The sequence below is a fragment of the Brevibacterium sp. genome, assembly GCF_022712115.1.
Lineage (GTDB): Bacteria > Actinomycetota > Actinomycetes > Actinomycetales > Brevibacteriaceae > Brevibacterium > Brevibacterium salitolerans.
In genome coordinates, this window is record NZ_JALAHB010000217.1 from 1 (window position 1) to 18818 (window position 18818).

Below are 18818 nucleotides of genomic sequence, written 5' to 3' on the forward strand. Positions count from 1 at the left end.
CCTCGCAGGGACTGCGCCTGGGCAGCGTGCTCGGCGCCCCCGTCCTCCTGGCCTGGTCGTGGTTCATCGCCGCCGGCGTCATCGCCGTGCTCGTCAGCCCGTGGGTGGCCCGGGTCCGCCCGGACCTCGGCTGGCTCAGCTGGGTGGTGGGCCTCCTCTTCTCCGTCGTGCTGTTCGGCTCCGTCTTCCTCCACGAGCTCGCCCACGGCGTGACCGGGCGGCTCTTCGGCTACCGTGTCGCGGCGATCGAGCTCAACGTCTGGGGAGGCTTCACGCGGTTCGAGCCCCGCACGGAGCCGGATTCCCCCCGTGCGGCCTGGGTGAGCTTCACCATCTCCGTGATCGGACCGGTGGTCAACCTGGTCCTCGGCGGCCTGGGCTGGCTCGTGCTCGACGCGCTCCCGCAGGGCTCGGTGCCCTGGCTGCTGCTGTTCGGCTTCACCTTCGCCAACCTCATCCTCGGCGCCATCAACCTCCTGCCGGGGATCCCGCTGGACGGCGGCTGGGCCCTGCAGGCCGTGTTCTGGCGCTTCACCGGCAGCCCCTACGCCGGGACCATCGCCGCAGCCTGGTTCGGCCGTCTCATCGCGGTGGGCTTCGTCGTCGTCGCGCTGCTCGCCCCGCTCGTGCAGGGGCAGCGGCCGGACCTCGTCACAGTGGGCTGGACGGCCGCGATCGCGGCGATGGTCTGGTTCTCCGCCTCGGACGCCGCCAAGCACGCCACGCAGGCCCGGCGCGTCGAGACCTACGACATGCGGCGGGTGATCCAGCCGGCGATCGCGGCGTCCTGGGACGCACCCCTGGACTCCGCCCTCACCTACACGGACCCGCACACCGGCCGGCAGCCGCTCATCGTCGTCCTCGACGAACAGGGGCTGCCCAACGGCCTCGTCAACCGCCAGGCCGCCGCCGGCCACGCGGGCACCGGCCGCCAGGTCCATGAGTTCACCCGCCCGCTGGGGCCGTGGATCGGAGCACCGGCGGACATCACCGCCCCGCACCTGCTCGAATCGCTCACCCACCGCCCCAAGGCGGCGTTCTGCCTCATCATGCAGGGGGAGGCCCTCGTGGGCTTCGTCGACCTCCAGGAGTTCTTCGACGAGCTGCTCGCGCATTAGAGCCGCTGTACCTGCGCCCAGTAGAGTGGGCGGAATGGATGAGACAGCTATCGGCGCGGATCTGCGCCGCGGACCCTTCCGACCCGGCGACAAGGTCCAGCTGACGGACCCCCGGGGACGCCTCAACACGATCGTGCTGAAGCCCGGAGACCAGTTCCACACCCACCGGGGCTGGATCGAGCACGACGACCTCATCGGCGCTCCGCCCGCCTGCGTCGTCGCGAGCACGAGCGGCGTGGAGCACCAGGCGATGCGGCCCAGCTACGAGGACTTCGTCCTCTCCATGCCCCGCGGCGCCGCCGTCGTCTACCCCAAGGACTCGGCCCTCATCACCACGCTGGGCGACGTCTTCCCCGGCGCCCGCGTGGTGGAGGCCGGCGTGGGCTCCGGCGCACTCACGCTCGCCCTCCTCCGCGCGGTGGGCGACACCGGCTCCGTCCACTCCTTCGAACGCCGCGAGGAGTTCGCCACGATCGCCGCGGGCAACATCGCGGACTTCTTCGGTCAGGAGCACCCGGCCTGGCAGTGCACGGTGGGCGACCTCGTGGAGGAGCTGCCCGCCGCGGTGGAGGCCGGCAGCGTGGACCGCGTGGTCCTCGACATGCTCGCACCGTGGGAGTGCGTGGAGGCCGCCGCGACGGCGCTCACCGCCGGCGGCATGCTCGTCTGCTACGTCGCGACCGCCTCGCAGCTGTCCCGGACCGCCGAGGCCGTGCGCGCCTCGGGCCTCTTCGCCGAGCCCCGCGCGCTGGAGTCGATGGTCCGCGACTGGCACCTCGAGGGCCTGGCCGTGCGGCCCGAGCACCGGATGATCGGACACACCGGGTTCCTCCTCTTCGCCCGCCGGATGGCGCCGGAGGCCGCCCCGCTCGAGCGCACGCGCCGGCCGCAGGGCACCGAGCCCACGGAGGCCGACCGGAGCGCGTGGTTCGACCCCGAGGTCACGGAGCACGCGATCGGCCAGCGCACGGCCACCCCCAAGAAGCTCCGCCGTCTCATACGGCAGACGGGCACGCGCGCGCGGATCGAAGCGGAGCAGGCTGGTGAGAGCCCAGAGCCCGCAGGAGGGGACGAGGAATGACGCAGGAGACGGTGGACGAGGCGGTCAGGCTCCGCCGCGAGAACGCGATGATGCGGCAGCAGCTGGTCGCCGCCGGCAAGCGCAACGAGACGCTCACGAAGACGCTGCGCGGCGCGCGCGAGGAGCTCACCCGCATCAAGGAGGAGGTGGCGGCCCTCTCGGAGCCGCCCAACACCTTCGGCACGGTGCTGTCGGCGCCGCGCGGCAGCGGCGAGGCGCGCACCGTCGAGGTGCTCGCCTCCGGCCGGCGCATGCGCCTGGCCGCCGCTCCCGAGGTCGAGTCCTCCGCGCTCGTGCCCGGAGCCGAGGTGCGCCTGTCCGAGGGCCTCGTCGTCATCGACGCCGCCTCGGGCCGCGGCGTGGGCGACGTGGCGCCGGTGCGCGAACTGCTTCCCGACGGCGAGCGGGTGCTGGTGGGCGGACCCAACGACGAGGAGCTCGTCTACCGCCTCACGGACGCCCTACGCACGCGCGGCGTGCGGGTGGGCGACGCCGTCCTCGTGGACCGCCGCACGCAGTTCGCCTTCGAGGTGGTGGACAAGCCGGAGGTGCAGACGCTGCTGCTCGAGGAGATCCCCTCGATCTCCTACGCGGACATCGGCGGACTCGCCGCGCAGATCGGGCAGATCAAGGACGCCGTGGAGATGCCCTTCGAGCACCCGGAGCTCTTCACGGAGCACGGCCTCAAGCCGCCCAAGGGCATCCTGCTCTACGGTCCCCCCGGCTGCGGCAAGACGCTCATCGCCAAGGCCGTGGCGCATTCGCTGTCCTCGCGCAGGAAGGACCCCCACGCCAAGAGCTACTTCATCAACGTCAAGGGTCCGGAGCTGCTGGACAAGTACGTGGGGGAGACGGAGCGCCAGCTGCGCATCATCTTCGCCCGGGCGCGGGAGAAGGCCACGGCCGGCAGCCCCGTGGTGGTCTTCTTCGACGAGATGGAGTCGCTGTTCCGCACGCGCGGCACGGGCAAGTCCTCGGACGTGGAGACCACGATCGTGCCGCAGCTGCTGGCGGAGATCGACGGCGTGGAGAAGCTGGAGAACGTCATCGTGATCGGCGCCTCCAACCGCGAGGACCTCATCGACCCCGCGATCCTGCGGCCGGGACGGCTCGACGTGAAGATCCGCATCGAGCGCCCGGATCCGGAGGGCGCGAAGGACATCTTCTCGAAGTACGTGACGGAGGCGCTGCCCTACCGCGAGGAGCTGCGGGACCTCGGCATCCCCGGCCTCATCGAGAGGATCGTGGAGCGGATGTTCGCGCGGACGCCGGAGAACGAGTTCGTCCGGGTCACCTATGCGGACGGCACCCGGGAGGTGCTCCACTACGCGGACTTCGCCTCGGGCGCGATGGTGTCCAACATCGTCGACCGCGCCAAGAAGCACGCGATCAAGGACCTGCTCGCCACCGGCGTGCGCGGGCTGGGCTGGGAGCACTTCGACCGTGCGGTCGCGGAGGAGTTCGCGGAGCACGAGGACCTGCCCAACACCTCCAACCCGGACGAGTGGGCGCGGATCTCCGGCCGCAAGGGCGCACGCATCGTGGAGCTGGAGACGGTGCAGCACGACTGAGCGCGCCGCTCCGGCGGGGAAGGCTACTTCCGGCCGCCCTTCCCGGACCCGCCCACCGCGATGCTCGCGATCGTGCGCCAGCCCACGAGGGTGACGAAATTCAGCGCGGTCGCGACGACGAGGAACGGCTCCGCCACGCTGGCGCCGGTGCCCAGGAACCGGATCACCATGCCGAGCAGGACGGTGATCGCCCAGACCCCGGCACCCGTGGCCAGCGGGGCGAGAGGGCGGTCCCACACCCGGGTGAGCAGCCAGGCGACGGCGAGGGCGGCGAGGAAGGGCCAGGCGGTCTGGACGAGCGCGACGGGGTCGAAGCTGCGATAGTGCTGATAGTGCCCCACCACGACGAAGGCCGCGACGAGCACGAGGTCGAGGACGAGGGCGAGGACGATATGCGAGGGTTTCTTGGAGGCCACACCATGATTGTAGAGACCGCACCCCTGCGGGTGGCCCGTGCCATGGGCACGGAGTCCGAGTTCGGCATCAGCCAGCCGGGCCGGCCGCACGCCAACCCGATGCGCGACTCCGCGCGTGTCGTGGACGCCTACGCCGCCCCGCTGGGGCTGAAGTCCGCGCAGGCCTTCTGGGACTTCTCCGGCGAGTCGCCGCTCGCGGACGCACGCGGCTTCCTCATGAGCGAGGCGCACGCGGACCTCACCCAGCTCACGCATCTGCCGGAGGCGCAGCCGGACGCCCAGTACCTCGCGAACGTGGTGCTGCCCAACGGCGCCCGCTACTACGTGGACCACGCCCACCCCGAGTACTCCTCGCCGGAGGTCATGACCCCGCGCGAGGCCGTCCTCTTCGACCGCGCCGGCGACCGGATCGCGGAGGCGAGCGTGCGGGCGCTGGCCGGCACCCGCGAACCCGTGACGCTCTACAAGAACAACACGGACTCCAAGGGCTCCTCCTACGGCACCCACGAGAACTACATCGTCACCCGGGAGACGGACTTCGAGGACCTGGTCGCCGGGCTGCTGCCGTTCTTCGTCACCCGGCAGGTGCTCTGCGGCGCCGGCCGCGTGGGACTGGGGCGGAACGCGGAGGAGCCCGGCTTCCAGATCTCCTCCCGCGCGGACTTCTTCGAGGAGCAGGTGGGGCTGGAGACCACCCTGCGGCGGCCCATCGTCAACACCCGGGACGAGCCGCACGCGGACGCCCACCGCTGGCGCCGGCTCCACGTCATCATCGGCGACGCGACCCTGGCGGAGCCGGCGATGCTCGTGAAGATGGGCACCACCTCGCTCGTCCTCGGCCTCATCGAGTCCGGGCGCTGTCCGCAGCTCACGCTCGCGGACCCGGTGACCGCCCTGCAGACGGTCAGCCGCGACCTCGGCCTCGGCGCGCGCCTGCCGCTGGCCGACGGCAGCACGCTTTCTACCCTGGAGATCCAGCGGCTCTACCTCGACGCCGCGCGCGCCGCCGCGGGGGAGGGCCCGGACGCGGACACCGCCGAGGTGCTGGCCGAGTGGGACCGCTTCCTCACCGGCCTGGAGACGGATCCGCTGAGCCTGTCCGCGGACATCGACTGGGTCGCCAAGCTCGCGCTGCTGGAGGGCTACCGCGCCCGCGGCCTGCGCTGGGACGATCCCAAGATGCAGCTCGTGGACGTGCAGTACTCGGACGTGCGGCCAGAGAAGGGCCTCTTCTACCGCCTCGAGGCCGCCGGCAGGATCCGCCGTCTCACGACGGACGCGGAGGTCGCCGCGGCCGTGGCCCGGGCGCCGGAGTCCACCCGCGCCCATGTGCGCGGCGGTGCCGCGCGGCGCTTCCCGCGGCAGGTCGTCGCGGCGTCCTGGGAGTCGCTGGTGCTCGAGCGCAGCGACGGGCAGATGACGCGGATCAGCCAGGGCGGTCCGGAGGAGAGCACGCGGGCGGCGGTGGGCGACGTGGTGGACTCAGCGGCCACGGTCGACGAGCTCGCGGACGCGCTCACCGGCGCACGGGCGCGGGACTAGACTTCCGTGAGAGCAGCTTCCCCGAGAGCAGTACGAGCCGAGAGCGAAGGTAAGAGATGAGCAGCAGCAGCGAACAGGCCCACAAGGACCGCAGCGAGCGGCCGGACCTCCCGGAGGACTCAGGCCCGCTCGCCCCGCAGGCCCAGACGCAGGTGGAGACCTCCGCCGTGGACTCGATCCTCGACGACATCGACTCCGTGCTGGAGTCCAATGCGGAGGAGTTCGTCCGCAACTTCGTGCAGAAGGGCGGCCAGTGAGCGGATTCGAACCCGCTTTCCTCTCCGCGACCTCCTCGTCGTTCTTCGATCTGGTCTCCCGGCTGCGGCCCGAGGCCCTGCCGCTGCCCGGGCAGCACGCGACCGCGGTGCCGGAGGGCACGACGGTCCTCGCGCTGCGCACCGCCGAGGGCGTGCTCATGGCCGGTGACCGCCGCGCCACCGCGGGGAACCAGATCGCCCACCGCAGGATCGAGAAGGTCCACCGGGCGGACGCGGAATCGGTGATCGGCATCGCCGGGACGGCCGGGCTGGCGCTCGAACTCATCCGGCTGTTCCAGCTGGAGCTCGAGCACTACGAGAAGATCGAGGGCGCCCCGCTGTCGCTGGAGGGCAGGGCCAACCGCCTCGCCGCCATGCTCCGTTCGCAGCTGGGCCTCGCCCTGCAGGGCCTTGCTGTCCTCCCGCTGTTCGCAGGGGTGGAGAAGGCCGCGGCGGACGGGGACGCCGCGACGGGACGCATCTTCAGCTTCGATGTGACGGGCGGCAAGTACGAGGAGGTCAGCTGGCATGCGATCGGCTCCGGTGCCGGTCCCGCCCGCTCCGCCCTGCGCCGCCTCTGGCAGCCCGGTCTCACGACCGCGGAAGCGGTCGAGGCCGCGCTCGAGGCGCTGGCGGACGCCGCGGAGGACGACGCCGCCACCGGCGGCGCAGACCTGGTGCGCGGGATCGCACCCGTGATCCGCATGGTCGACGCGGCGGGCGAGCGGCGCATCCCGGAGGCCGACGTGCTGGCGCAGGCGGCGGCCGTCGCCCGCCGGCGCCGTGAGGAGGCGGAGGAACGATGAGCGTCCCCTTCTACGTCCCGCCCGAACAGCTCATGAAGGACCGGGCCGAGTTCGCCCGCAAGGGGATCGCCCGCGGCCGCTCCGTGCTCGTGCTCAGCTGTGCGGACGGCATCCTGCTGCTCGCGGAGAACGCCTCGCCCAGCCTGCGCAAGATCGCGGAGATCTACGACCGGATCGGCTTCGCCGCCGTGGGCAAGTACAACGAGTTCGAGGGGCTGCGGCAGGCGGGTGTGCGCTACGCGGACCTGCGCGGCTACTCCTACGAGCGCTCCGACGTCACCGCGCGGGGGCTGGCGAACGCCTATGCGCAGACGCTCGCCGGCGTCTTCACCAATGCGCAGAAGCCCTACGAGGTGGAGCTCGTCGTCGCGGAGCTGGGGGAGACCCCGGCCGAGGACGGCCTGTTCCGCATCTCCTACGACGGCTCGATCGCCGACGCCCACGGCCGGGTCGCCCTCGGCGGGGGCGCGGAGTCCATCACGGCCCGGCTCGAGGCCGCCGGCGCGGATCTCTCCGGCCTGGGCCTCGCGGACGCTCTGGAGGCGGGCCGGGCCGCCATGCTCCCGGACGCCCCGCAGGGGTCCGGGTCCGGGCGGCTCGAGGCCGCGCTGCTGGACCGGCACGCGAGTGGCCACCGCACGTTCCGCAGGCTGTCCGCGGTCGGACAGAAGCGAACCGGACAGAAGTGAGAGGACAGCGCCCATGAAGCGGATCTTCGGCCTGGAGACCGAGTACGGGATCGCCTACACGGCGGGGACCACCCGCCGGCTGGGGCCGGAGGAGGTGGCGCGCTACCTCTTCCGGCCGGTGGTGGAGTGGGGGCGCTCGTCCAACGTGTTCCTGCCCAACGGCGCCCGGCTCTACCTGGACGTCGGCTCCCATCCAGAGTATGCGAGCGCCGAGTGCGACGCGCTCACCGATCTCGTCGCGCAGGACGCGGCGGGCAACCGGATCCTCGCCGATCTGCTTGCGCGGGCGCAGGGCGCGCTGACCGCCGACGGCCATGACGGCACGGCCCACCTGGTGAAGAACAACACGGACTCCGCGGGCAACTCCTACGGCAGCCACGAGAACTTCCTCATCCGCAGGTCGATGGACTTCAGCAGGCTCACCACCACGCTGCTACCCTTCCTCGTCACCCGCCAGCTGATCGTGGGGGCGGGAGCCCTCATCCCGGCCGCGCCCAGCCTCTCACCGCAGGACCAGGGCGCCGGCGGCACGGTGTTCGGGCTCTCCGCGCGCTCGGACGTGATGTGGGAGGGCGTGTCGTCGGCGACCACGCGCTCGCGCCCCATCATCAACGCGCGCGACGAACCGCACGCGGACGCGGAGCAGTACCGCCGCCTCCACGTGATCGTCGGCGACTCCTCCATGCTCCAGCCCACCACGGAGCTCAAGGTCGGCTCCGCCGGCCTCGTCCTCGACCTCATCGAGACGGGTGTGCCGATGGGGGACCTCTCGCTGCGCCATCCCATCCGCGACATCCGCCTGCTCGCCCGCGACCTCAGCGGGTCCACCGTGCTGGAGAGCGCGGCGGGAGGGACGCGCACCGCCCTGCAGCTGCAGCGGACCTACCTCGAACACGCCCGGGCGCTCGTGGAGCGCGGGGACCACTCCCTCGGGGACGACGCCGTGGCCGCCCGGGTCCTCGACCGCTGGACCCGTATGCTCACGGCCCTCGAGTCCGGGGACGTCTCGTCCATGGCCGGCGAGATCGACTGGGTGGCGAAGAAGGCGCTCATGGACCGCTACCTCGAGCGCTCCGGCGCGGACTTCTCGGATCCCCGCCTCGCGCGCCTGGACGTCGCCTACCACGACATCACGCCGGGCGCGGGGCTGCTGAACTCGCTCGAAGCCTCCGGCCGGGTGCAGACGGTCGTGGGCCCGGCTGCCGTCGACGCCGCCGTGGAGACCCCGCCCGCCACCACCCGTGCCCGTCTGCGCGGGCGGTTCGTCTCCGCCGCGCACGCGGCCAGACGCGACTTCACGGTGGACTGGGTCCACCTGCGCGTCAACGACCAGGCCGGCCGGGCCGTGGTCCTCAAGGACCCGTTCGCGCACGAGAGCGAGCGGGCGGAGGCGCTCATCGCCGCACTCTCAGCAGATGCTGATCCGGATGCCCGTATGAGACCCTGAGGGGTCGAGACCACCAGACACGCAGATCCTGACAACGACCCGGAAGGGACACCCCCTGTGAGAAAGACGGCAGTACTGTGAAGAGAACCGTGCTCAGCGCCGCTGCGGCCGCGGTGCTCGTCCTCTCCGCGTGCAGCGCGGACGAATCGACACCGGCGGAGTCACCCGCCGCGACGGAGGTGGACCCCAAGTCCACGTCCCTGGACGACGTGACCGTGAGCGGGGACGCGGGCACCGAGCCCACGGTCGAGTTCGAGGCCCCGCTGGCCGTCGAGGAGACCGCCTCCACCGTCGTCGAGGAAGGCGACGGCGAGGAGGTCGAGGAGGGGATGCAGGTGACCGCGCACATGACGCTGGTCTCCGGCACCTCGGGCGAGGTCGTGGAGTCCTCGTACGATTCCGAGCAGGCCTCCGGCTTCCCCACGGACAGGGAGCAGATCAACCAGGGGCTGTTCGACGCCGTGGTGGGGGAGAAGGTGGGCTCCCGCGTGCTGCTCGCCCTCAACGGCCCCGCGCAGTCCGGTGCGGCGCCCGAGACCCTCCTCTACGTCATCGACATCGACGGGGTGGACGACATCCCGGAGCCGCTCGAGCGTGCCGAGGGAGAGGAGAGGGACCTGCCCGAGGGGTTCCCGGCCGTCACTCGCGGCGAGGACGGCGCACCGTCCATCGAACAGCCCAGCGGCGAGGCCCCCACGGAGCTCGAGACCGCCTACGCGATCGAGGGCGAGGGGCCGGAGGTGGAGGCCGGACAGAACGTCACGGTCCACTACACCGGCTGGCTGTGGGACGACGCGGCGGAGCCCTTCGACTCCTCGTGGGAGCGCGGTGAGCCGTTCTCCGTGCAGAACGTGGGCCAGGGACAGGTCATCGCCGGCTGGAACGAGGGCCTCGTGGGCCAGAAGGTCGGCTCGCAGGTGGTCCTCGTCGTGCCGCCGGACAAGGGCTACGGCGAGAACGGCAGCCCGCCCAGCATCCCCGGCGGCGCGACGCGCGTCTTCGTCGGCGACATCCTCAGTGCGGTCGGCTGAGCCCGCACGCACTGACACCACTCATCCCGGACCACACCCCTGAGGCAAGGAGCCCCCATGAGCAAGCAGAAGCCCGTCATCGACTTCCCCGGCGAGACCGCACCCACGGAGCTGGAGATCGTCGAGGAGGTCGAGGGGACCGGAGCCGAGGCGAAGCCCGGTGACACCGTCGCCGTCCACTACGTGGGCGTGGCCTTCTCCACCGGCGAGGAGTTCGACGCCTCCTACAACCGCGGCGCACCGCTCCAGTTCAAGCTGGGCGTGGGCATGGTCATCCCCGGCTGGGACCAGGGAGTCACCGGCATGAAGGTGGGCGGGCGCCGCACGCTGCGGATCCCGCCCCACCTCGCCTACGGCCCGAACGGCGTGCCCGGCGCGATCGGCCCGAACGAGAGCCTGATCTTCGTCTGCGACCTCGAGCAGGTCGGCTGAGCGGAGCTCGCAGCGCTGCGCACCCGAGCGCTCAGATCCTCGCCGCGGCGGCTCGTCCCGCGGCCGCTGCGGCGAGGAATGCCACGAGGTCTCGATCCAGCCCCCGTCCCATCGTGGACATGCGAGCGGGCGAGGCCTCGAGCGCATTCAGCAGACCCGCCAGGTCCACGTCCTCACGGACGTGACCGGCTGCGGTGAGCTGTGCCGTCTGCTCCTCCATGCGGGCGGGGAGGACGGCCTCGGGTGCGGTCCACGCCTGCTCCTGACCCCAGTCGCGGGCGCGCGCGGCCTCCGCACCGGTGAGCGTGTCCAGCCGCGGCACGGGCATCACGGCGCCGGGACGCGCGACCTCGCCCACGGCGGTGAGCGTGTGGTGGGAGATCCCCAGGTGGCGCTCACGCGCATCCGCCTGCGACATCCGCAGTGCGGCGAGCGGCGTGCCGCCCAGCAGCCCCACGGCGTTGAGGTGGTCGCCCACCACCAGTCCGGAGAAGCCGTAGGGCGTGCCGGTGCCGAGGTTGCCCGGGCCCTGGGCGACGATGACGGCGTCCGCCCCGGCCACGTGCACGGCCGCCAGCAGCCCCGTGTGCACGGTGACCGCCTCGTGATCGCCGCCGTGGGCCTGTCCGACCGTCACGGTGGAGGCGATCACGCCGGCCTCCTGCAGCACCTGGACCGCCTGTGAGAACTGCAGGGGGAGTGCCGCGCCGTCCGTCATCACGTAGGCGATGCGGGCCTGCGGGCGGTCGGCGAGGATGCCCGCCGCGATCGCGGGGACGGCGGAGTGGAGATCCGCGACGACGACGGGGACGCCGCCCAGCGAACTCGCGGACTTCAGCGTCTCGTGGTGGGCCGACTCCTGGTCGTCCACTCCCAGCACCATCGTCTGCAGCGGCGAGTAGCGGTCCTTCACGAGGTGGCCGGGGCCCGGGGGAGGATCGGCCGGCAGCCTCTCCGGCAGGGCGGCCACGAGGGCGAAGCCGCCCGTGCCCAGCCCTCGCGCCAGCGCGGAGACGTTGAGGAGGACGGCGTCCCCGGGCTCCGGCACGCCCACGAGGTCCGTGTATGCCAGCGCGCGGACCTCGCCCGCGCCGGCCTCGGCGGTCTCTTCCCGCCCCGGCAGCGGCTCGGTGAGCGCGGCTGTCACCTCCCTCACGCCGGAGCGGTCGGAGAGCACTGTGCGGACTGTCGCGCGACGCCAATGGATCATGATGAGTACTGTAGGGGACGTGTCCCGAGTGCGTCGTCAGACAGAGCGGCTGCTGAACCTGCTCATCGCCCTCCGCGCGTCCCGCGGCTGGGTGGGCCGTGAGCGCATCCGCACCGCCATCCCCGACTACCGCGAGCTCGACGAGCAGGCGTTCGACCGCCAGTTCAGCCGCGACAAGCAGGCGCTCACGGATCTGGGCATCCGCATCCGCACCGCGGACTGGAGCGATTCGCCCGGTGGTGAGTCCGCCTACGGCTATCGGATCGAGGACGCGGACTACGCCCTCACACAGATCGACTTCACCCCGGAGGAGGCCGCGCTGCTCGCGGTGAGCCGGACGCTGCTGGAGGGGACCGCCTTCTCCGCGGATGCGGACGCCGCGCTCAACAAGCTCCGGGGGCTGGGTGCGGACTTCGCCGGAGGTCGGCCCGAGGTCGCCGCCCGGCTGCCGGGCGCCCTGGCCGGGAGCGTCTTCGCCGATCTCGTCCGGGCGCTCGAGGCGCGGCGGGCCGTGTCCTTCGACTACCGCAGGCCCGGCGGCACCGCCGCGCGGCGCCGGCTGGAGCCGTATGCGCTCCTCACCCGCGGTGCACGCTCCTACGTCATGGGCCGCGACCTCGACCGGGACGCGATCCGCGCGTTCCGGCTCAGCAGGATCTCCGGCCGTGTCACCCGCGTGCCGCGCCGGCGCGACGGCGACTACGCGATCCCGGCGGACTTCTCCGCCGCGGAGCACTTCCTCCGCGAGGGCCTGGATGCGGCGCCGCCCGCCGAGGCCGCACGCGCCCTGCTCGCCCTCGCCCCGGAGCGCGCGCTGCCCCTGCGGGAAGCGGGCACCCCGCATGCCCTGCCGGCCGAATCCTCCGCTCCGGCCGGCTGGGAGGGGTGGGAGCTCGCCGTCGACGACCCCGCACGCTTCGCCGAACGGTTGCTCGAATTCACCCCGTCCGTCCTCGTCGTCGCGCCGGCGGAGCTCCGCGAGCGGCACCGCCGGCTGCTGGCGGACACCGCCGCCGCACTGCAGGGAGCGATGCATGCCTGAGCGCGCCTCCGACCGGCTCTCCCGGCTCCTGGGCCTCGTCCCGTTCCTCACCCGTCGTCCGGGCACCACGCTGGAGGAGCTCGCGGCACGCTTCCAGGTGAGCGAGGAGCAGATCGTCGACGACCTCGAACTGCTCTTCGTCACCGGCCGCCCCGGGCACCTGCCGGACGACCTCATCGAGGCCGAATGGTCCGACGGCCGCGTCTACGTGGACAACGCGGACGAGGTCTCCGTCCCGGTGCGCCTGAGCTCGCACGAGGCGACGAGCCTCCGCCTGGCGCTCGAGCACCTGGCCCCGGGCACCGCGGCGGCACCGGAGACCGTCGCAGCCGTCCGTGACAAGCTCACGCGGGCAGCGGTCTCCGCCGCGGGTGAGCCCGGTGCCGGTGGGCTCCTCGACCTCGCGCCGCCCACCATCGAGCCCCGGCTCGGCGCCGTCCTCAGCGCGGCGCTACGCGACGGCACGGCCCTGCGCCTGCAGTACTACGTGCCCAGCCGGGACGAGCTGACCGTGAGAACCGTCACACCCCACCGCCTGCGCCTGGGCCGCACCTGGTACCTCGACGCCCACTGCCACTCCTCCGGCGGCGAGCGGTCCTTCGCCGTCGAGCGGATCCGCTCGGCCGACCCCGTGCCCGCCCCGCCGGACGCCGAGGCTCCCGCGCGGGGCCCGCAGCAGGTCCGTCCCGAGGGCCGGAAGGCGCATCTGCGTCTGGTGCTCCGCCCGGAGGCGGCCTGGCTCGCGGACGAGCTCGCGGCCTCGGCTCCGGAGTGCGGCCTCACCCACGACGCGGCCGGGCCCGGCACGGTCGCGGTGGACCTCCCCGGCGCCGGCTGGGACTGGGCCCGCCGTCTGCTCACCGCCTACGGGCGCGGGGTGATGAGGGCCGAGCCCCCGGAGCTCGCGGCCGAGGCCGCCGCCGCTGCGGAGGAGGCGCTGCGGCTCTACGGCGGATGACGCGCCGCGGCGCGGAACCCCGCACCGGAATGCAGTCGAGTACGTCCGCCTTCCCACTGCCCACTAGACTGTCGCCGAGCAGATCCATACAAGGAGAGTCGAATGCGACCACAGCCCGTTCACTTCATCATCCTCCTCATCGTGATCCTCCTGATCTTCGGTGCGCCCAAGCTGCCGAGCATCGCGAAGAGCATCGGCAAGTCCCTCAAGGTCTTCAAGTCCGAGGTGGACGACCTGCGCGGCGACAGCAAGGACGATGAGGACGAGGACGACGAGCGGCCCGCGAAGCCCCTCAACCGCACCTCCTCGGCCCCGACCGTCGACGACGTCACCCGCGGCTCGGAGACGAGCTCGGAGCCCGCGCGCGACGACGAGCGCCGCCGGGACCAGTGAGTCCGAGCGAAGACTGACAGGTGGTGAAGAAGGAGAAGGCGGGCGGCAGGCGCGCGAACCCGGAGAAGCGCATGTCCCTGGGCGGGCACCTCATCGAGCTGCGGAATCGTCTCTTCGCGGCCGCGATCGTGGTGATCCTCGCAGCGGTGGCGGGCTGGTTCCTCTACGATCCCGTGCTCAGCATCCTGCAGTCGCCGGTCGAGCAGATCGCCGCACAGGAGGGCAGGGTCGCCGAGCTGAACTACGCGGGCATCGCCTCGCCGTTCGACATGAAGATCAAGGTGTCGCTGTTCATCGGCATCATGCTCGCGGCGCCGTTCTGGCTCTACCAGATCTGGGCCTTCATCATGCCCGGGCTCACGAAGAAGGAGAAGTGGTACAGCCTCGGCTTCATGGCGGCGGCGATCCCGCTGTTCATCGTGGGCGCGTCACTGGCCTTCTTCGCGATGCCCAACGCCGTCAAGGCGCTGTCGTCGTTCACGCCCAGCGGGGCGACCAACATCATCCCGGCGCAGGACTACCTCACCTTCGTCATGATCATCACCGTGGTGTTCGGCTGCGCGTTCGTGCTGCCGGTGCTCATGGTGGGGCTGAACATGGTGGGCATCCTGAGCGCGGACCGCATCCGGAAGTCCTGGCGGATCGTCGTGCTCATCGTCTTCGTCTTCGCCGCGATCGCCACGCCCGCTCCGGACGCCATGTCCATGTTCTTCCTCGCGATCCCCATGCTCCTGCTGTTCTTCGCCGCCTGGCTGGTCTGCCTCGTGGGCGACCGGCGGCGGAAGAGGAAGCTCATCGCGGAGGGCCTGTGGGTCGACGAGGACGAGGACGACGAGGAGTGAACGCATGAGCGCACTGACGGACTTCCAGACGACGCTGGGATTCGAGCTGGACGAGTTCCAGCAGGAGGCCTGCAGGAGTCTGGAGGCCGGTCGCTCCACCCTCGTGTGTGCGCCCACCGGGGCCGGCAAGACGGTGGTGGCCGAGTTCGCCGTGGCGCTGGCCATGCGCCGCGATGTCAGGGTCTTCTACACGGCCCCGATCAAGGCGCTGAGCAACCAGAAGTTCCAGGAGCTGTCCACCCGGTACGGCGCGGCGGCGGTGGGTCTGCTCACCGGCGACACCTCGATCAACCGTGAGGCCCCGATCGTCGTCATGACGACCGAGGTCCTGCGCAACATGCTCTATTCCGGCGAGCCGCTGAAGGACCTCGGCTTCGTCGTGCTGGACGAGGTGCACTATCTGGGCGACCGCTTCCGGGGGCCGGTGTGGGAGGAGGTCATCATCCACCTCCCCGCGCACGTGCGCATCGTGGGCCTGTCCGCCACGGTGTCCAATGCGGAGGAGTTCGGCGCCTGGCTCCGCGAGGTCCGCGGGCGGCTCGACGTGGTCGTCACGGAGCACCGGCCCGTCCCGCTCCACAGCCACATGATGGTCGACGGCGACATCCATCGGCTGTTCCGGGCGGACGGCTCCGGCAGCGTGGACCCGGACCTCGTGCGCGCCATCCGGCAGCTGGAGCGCGCTGCCGGGGGAGGCGGACGCCGAGGTCGGGGCAGAGGCGGTGCACCCGCCCGCCTGCGGCTGCGCCGCACCTCACGGCTGGACATCCTGCGGGAGCTGCACCAGAACTCCCTGCTGCCGGCGATCTTCTTCATCTTCTCCCGCAACGGCTGCGACGAAGCGGTCGAGCAGATGCTCACGGCCGGAGTCGATCTCACCTCCGCGGAGGAGAAGCAGCGCATCCATGCCCGGCTCGACGCCCTGCTGGACGAGATGCCGCGGGAGGACCTGGGCGTGCTGGGCTACGGCAGCTTCTCCACGGGCCTGCTGCACGGCTTCGCCGCACACCACGCCGGGATGATCCCGCAGTTCAAGGAGGTCGTCGAGGACCTCTTCGCAGAGGGCTGCCTCCGCGCCGTCTTCGCCACGGAGACGCTGGCGCTGGGCGTGAACATGCCGGCGCGCACCGTGGTGCTGGAGAAGCTCGTGAAGTTCAACGGTGAGGCGCACGTGCAGATCACGCCGGGGGAGTACACGCAGCTCACCGGACGCGCCGGACGGCGGGGCATCGACACGGAGGGGCATGCGCTGGTCGTCTGGCACCCCAGCGTCGACGTGGCGGACATCGCGGCGCTGGCGTCCAAGCGCACCTATGCCCTGCGGAGCCGGTTCACCCCCACCTACAACATGGCCGCGAACCTGCTGGCGCGGATGAGCCGGGAGGACGCGGGCCGGGTGCTGGAGACCTCGTTCGCCCAGTTCCAGGCGGACACCGGCGTGGTGGGCCTGGCGCGGAAGCTGCGGAAGAACGAGACCGCGATCGCCGGCTACCGGGAGTCCATGCAGTGCGACCGGGGCGACTTCGCGGAGTACCACGCGCTCCGCAGGGCGGTGACGGTCGAGGAGAAGAAGGCCAAGCGCACGCGCTCCCGCCTCAAGCAGCGGGAGGTCATCGAGTCGCTGGGCCTGCTCCGTGTGGGCGACGTGATCGTGCTGCCGTCCAAGCGTTCGCTGGGGGCCGGGGTGGTCATCGCGCCCATGCAGAGCCGGGATGCGCAGACGCGTCTGCCCAGCATCCTCACGGAGTCCGGTCGCGTCTGGCACCTGCGTCCGCACGAGGTGACGGAGCCGGCGGTGAAGCTGGGCCGCATCCGCTTCCCCAAGAAGTTCAATCACCGTGTGGTGGCGCAGCGGCGGCAACTGGGCGAGGTGCTCATCGAGGCGATCGAGAACGGGCGCCTCGAGGATCCGACCACGGCCCTGGCGCGCGCGAAGAGCGCGGGCAAGGGGCCCGGACAGGACAGCGGGCGGATCGATGCGCTCCATGAGCAGATCCGCGCACATCCGTGTCATTCGTGTCCGGACCGTGAGCATCACGCGCGCTGGGCGGAGCGGGCGGACAAGCTCGAGGCGGAGACCGCTGCGCTGCGTGCGAAGATCGAGGGCAGGACCGCGTCGATCGCGAGTGTGTTCGGGCGGGTCTGCGATGTGCTCACCTCGTTGGGGTTCCTGCCGGACAGCAGGGTGCTGCGGCGGATCTACGGTGAGCGCGATCTCGTCACGGCACTCGCCGTGCGCGGGGAGGTCTTCGACGGGCTGCGCGAGCCTGAGCTCGCCGCCCTGGCCTCCGGGCTCGTGTACTCGGCACGGCAGGAGGGGACGTTCGGGCTGCCGCGGATGCCCACTGCCGCGCTGGACGCCGCCGTGCTGGAGGTCCACGGCCTGTGGCGGACGGTCACGGAGCTCGAGGCGAATGCGCGGCTGACGGAGACCCCGGAGCCGGACTTCGGGATCGCCCGGTGCATCTATGCATGGACCGAGGGCGCCTCGCTGAACACCGCGCTGCGGGGCTCCGGGATCGCCGCGGGGGACTTCGTGCGCTGGGCGAAGCAGACGCTGGACATCCTCGGCCAGATCGCGGACGTGGCATCGCCGGACACGGCGAAGCGGGTGCGCAGGGCGGCGGAGGCCATCCGCAGAGGAGTCGTCGCGGACTGAACGTCCGCGACAGCGCGGGCTCCCTTCTGTGCTGTGCTGAGTGCGGGCTCGGGGCGGTATGACGGAAACAGGTTGACCCGGGTTCCCCGCATCGGACCCGGTTACGCGCCTGTCTCGACCACATTCCTACCCAGGCCACATGTCTGTCCCGACCACATGTCAGCCCGGGCCACTCACCGACAGAGAGCATCTCATGCGACCACAGCCCATTCATCTCCTCATGCTTCTGCTGCTGTTTCTGGTCATCGTGGCCGTGGTGGCAGTCATCGTCGTGGTGGTGGTGAAAGCCTCACGGAGCTCATCGCACACGGTTCACCCCACGCAGGTGCGCAGTGCCGGTGCGGCTGGACTGACCGGTGGTGCAGGTGTCACCGGTTCGACCCCGCTCAGCGGGGGCGCTTCCGTGGCAGATGAACTCGCCAAACTCGCTGAGCTCCATCGCACCGGTGTCCTCTACCAGACGGAATTCGAGGAGCAGAAGCGCCGGCTGCTGCAGTGAGCTGCTGCGGCGATGGAGTCACGCACCTTCGCCGCGCGGTCCGGTGGACCCCGTCAGAACGGGGGTGCTTCGTCCTGTCTCCAGATTGCAGGCCGGGTGCTGCCACTCTGCGCACCGGTGTCGTCGATGCGGTGCGACTCAGCACCGCTCCCACCCATTGCCGTCTGCGCTGCGGCCGATCCAGAATCCCCAGGGCCCTGGTCGGTGATCCCGACTGGCCCGGTGTCCGCAGCTGCACCTGCCGCCGTGGTCGTACCCGCCGCGTTTCCCCCGACGGACGGACTGCTCTGCCGCGTTGACGTGCTCTCGTCCGCAGCGCCGCTGTCATGTGCCTTCTCGTGGAGCAGGTTCCGAAGCTGTACCGCTGCCTGCACCTCATAAGGACTGGGCGGGGCAAGAGTCACGGATTCCCGTCCCAAGGGTCCCGACCACCGACTCACACCCCCAGTGTCCTTCTTCACAGTGAGGAGGCCCTGGGTCTTGAGCTGATGACACGGCTGACACAACGGCTGCAGATTCCCCGGCACCGTGAGCCCACCCTGAGCGGGCAGGAGATGGTTGAACGGCAGAATGTGATCGGCCTGGCAACGCAGCGCGGTCCGTGTGCAGCCCGGTGCTGCGCACTGCTTGTGCTTCGCCGTCACTGTCCGGCGGACGTTAGCCGGGATCGTGTAGGTGTGTGCGGTCTCGTCCAGGACGGTGCCGGTGGCGGGGTCGGTGAGGATCACGTGGAGCACGGATTGGGTAGAGACGATCTGGCGGGCGGTGTCGGCGGGGATGGGCCCGATCCCGGTGAGTTCGGCGGGGGTGTCAGCGGCGGCGTCG

At 71.4% G+C, this 18818-nt stretch carries 19 protein-coding genes; 16 read left to right on the forward strand and 3 right to left on the reverse strand.

What is annotated here, in order from left to right:
- The 3 genes from Q0A33_RS12690 to arc form a co-directional block, all read left to right on the forward strand.
- Positions 1–1118: site-2 protease family protein (locus Q0A33_RS12690; RefSeq protein ID WP_291797299.1), on the forward strand; the 1118-nt coding region annotated here is incomplete at its 5' end.
- 34 nt (positions 1119–1152) lie between these two features.
- Positions 1153–2199, forward strand: coding sequence for a tRNA (adenine-N1)-methyltransferase (locus Q0A33_RS12695; RefSeq protein WP_291797304.1), 1047 nt, complete (start codon positions 1153–1155; stop codon positions 2197–2199).
- On the forward strand, positions 2196–3770 hold the full coding sequence (gene arc / locus Q0A33_RS12700; protein ID WP_291797306.1) for a proteasome ATPase: 1575 nt from the start codon (positions 2196–2198) through the stop codon (positions 3768–3770). The genes Q0A33_RS12695 and arc overlap by 4 nt, the downstream gene beginning before the upstream one ends.
- Before the next feature lie 23 nt (positions 3771–3793).
- Here arc and Q0A33_RS12705 read toward each other — a convergent pair whose 3' ends face one another.
- On the reverse strand, positions 3794–4186 hold the full coding sequence (locus tag Q0A33_RS12705; protein WP_291797308.1) for a DUF3054 domain-containing protein: 393 nt from the start codon (positions 4184–4186) through the stop codon (positions 3794–3796).
- Between the two features lie 3 nt (positions 4187–4189).
- Between Q0A33_RS12705 and dop the strand changes: the two genes are divergently transcribed.
- The 7 genes from dop to Q0A33_RS12740 all read left to right on the forward strand — a co-directional run bounded on the left by dop (position 4190) and on the right by Q0A33_RS12740 (position 10390).
- Positions 4190–5728: a depupylase/deamidase Dop gene (gene dop / locus Q0A33_RS12710; protein WP_291797313.1), complete on the forward strand. Its 1539-nt coding sequence runs from the start codon at positions 4190–4192 to the stop codon at positions 5726–5728.
- A gap of 56 nt (positions 5729–5784) precedes the next feature.
- On the forward strand, positions 5785–5985 hold the full coding sequence (locus Q0A33_RS12715; protein ID WP_291797317.1) for a ubiquitin-like protein Pup: 201 nt from the start codon (positions 5785–5787) through the stop codon (positions 5983–5985).
- Entirely contained in the window at positions 5982–6791 is an 810-nt protein-coding gene (gene prcB / locus Q0A33_RS12720) for a proteasome subunit beta (RefSeq protein WP_291797320.1), read from the forward strand. Before Q0A33_RS12715 ends, prcB begins: the two co-directional genes overlap by 4 nt.
- Positions 6788–7480 (forward strand): proteasome subunit alpha, encoded by a 693-nt coding sequence (prcA, locus tag Q0A33_RS12725; protein WP_291797323.1) that lies wholly within the window; start codon positions 6788–6790, stop codon positions 7478–7480. Before prcB ends, prcA begins: the two co-directional genes overlap by 4 nt.
- A 13-nt stretch (positions 7481–7493) precedes the next feature.
- Positions 7494–8927, forward strand: a complete 1434-nt coding sequence (gene pafA / locus Q0A33_RS12730) for a Pup--protein ligase (protein ID WP_291797326.1) — start codon at positions 7494–7496, stop codon at positions 8925–8927.
- A gap of 77 nt (positions 8928–9004) precedes the next feature.
- Positions 9005–9958, forward strand: a complete 954-nt coding sequence (locus Q0A33_RS12735; RefSeq protein ID WP_291797329.1) for an FKBP-type peptidyl-prolyl cis-trans isomerase — start codon at positions 9005–9007, stop codon at positions 9956–9958.
- A 57-nt stretch (positions 9959–10015) separates the two neighbouring features.
- Positions 10016–10390, forward strand: a complete 375-nt coding sequence (locus Q0A33_RS12740; RefSeq protein ID WP_291797332.1) for an FKBP-type peptidyl-prolyl cis-trans isomerase — start codon at positions 10016–10018, stop codon at positions 10388–10390.
- A 31-nt stretch (positions 10391–10421) separates the two neighbouring features.
- Here Q0A33_RS12740 and Q0A33_RS12745 read toward each other — a convergent pair whose 3' ends face one another.
- Positions 10422–11600 carry a DUF3866 family protein gene (locus tag Q0A33_RS12745; RefSeq protein ID WP_291797335.1) on the reverse strand — a complete coding sequence of 393 codons (1179 nt, stop codon included), beginning with the start codon at positions 11598–11600 and terminating at the stop codon, positions 10422–10424.
- Positions 11601–11628: 28 nt separating this feature from the next.
- Here Q0A33_RS12745 and Q0A33_RS12750 point away from each other — a divergent pair, with 28 nt between their 5' ends.
- The 6 genes from Q0A33_RS12750 (at position 11629) to Q0A33_RS12775 (ending at position 17993) form a co-directional block, all read left to right on the forward strand.
- Complete coding sequence (locus tag Q0A33_RS12750; protein WP_291797340.1) at positions 11629–12642, forward strand: WYL domain-containing protein; 1014 nt, start codon at positions 11629–11631, stop codon at positions 12640–12642.
- Entirely contained in the window at positions 12635–13600 is a 966-nt protein-coding gene (locus Q0A33_RS12755; protein WP_291797343.1) for a WYL domain-containing protein, read from the forward strand. The genes Q0A33_RS12750 and Q0A33_RS12755 overlap by 8 nt, the downstream gene beginning before the upstream one ends.
- Positions 13601–13702: 102 nt before the next feature.
- The gene (locus Q0A33_RS12760) at positions 13703–13993 is read left to right on the forward strand and encodes a twin-arginine translocase TatA/TatE family subunit (RefSeq protein ID WP_291797345.1); all 291 of its coding nucleotides are present in this window, start codon (positions 13703–13705) and stop codon (positions 13991–13993) included.
- Positions 13994–14016: 23 nt separating this feature from the next.
- Positions 14017–14835, forward strand: coding sequence for a twin-arginine translocase subunit TatC (gene tatC, locus Q0A33_RS12765; protein ID WP_344335571.1), 819 nt, complete (start codon positions 14017–14019; stop codon positions 14833–14835).
- Between the two features lie 4 nt (positions 14836–14839).
- A complete protein-coding gene (locus Q0A33_RS12770) occupies positions 14840–17494 on the forward strand; it encodes a DEAD/DEAH box helicase (protein WP_291797348.1) in 2655 nt (884 codons plus the stop codon).
- A 220-nt stretch (positions 17495–17714) separates the two neighbouring features.
- Positions 17715–17993: an SHOCT domain-containing protein gene (locus Q0A33_RS12775; RefSeq protein ID WP_291797351.1), complete on the forward strand. Its 279-nt coding sequence runs from the start codon at positions 17715–17717 to the stop codon at positions 17991–17993.
- Between the two features lie 53 nt (positions 17994–18046).
- Here Q0A33_RS12775 and Q0A33_RS16615 read toward each other — a convergent pair whose 3' ends face one another.
- Positions 18047–18730, reverse strand: coding sequence for an HNH endonuclease signature motif containing protein (locus Q0A33_RS16615; protein WP_363316602.1), 684 nt, complete (start codon positions 18728–18730; stop codon positions 18047–18049).
- Positions 18731–18818: the final 88 nt, after the last annotated feature.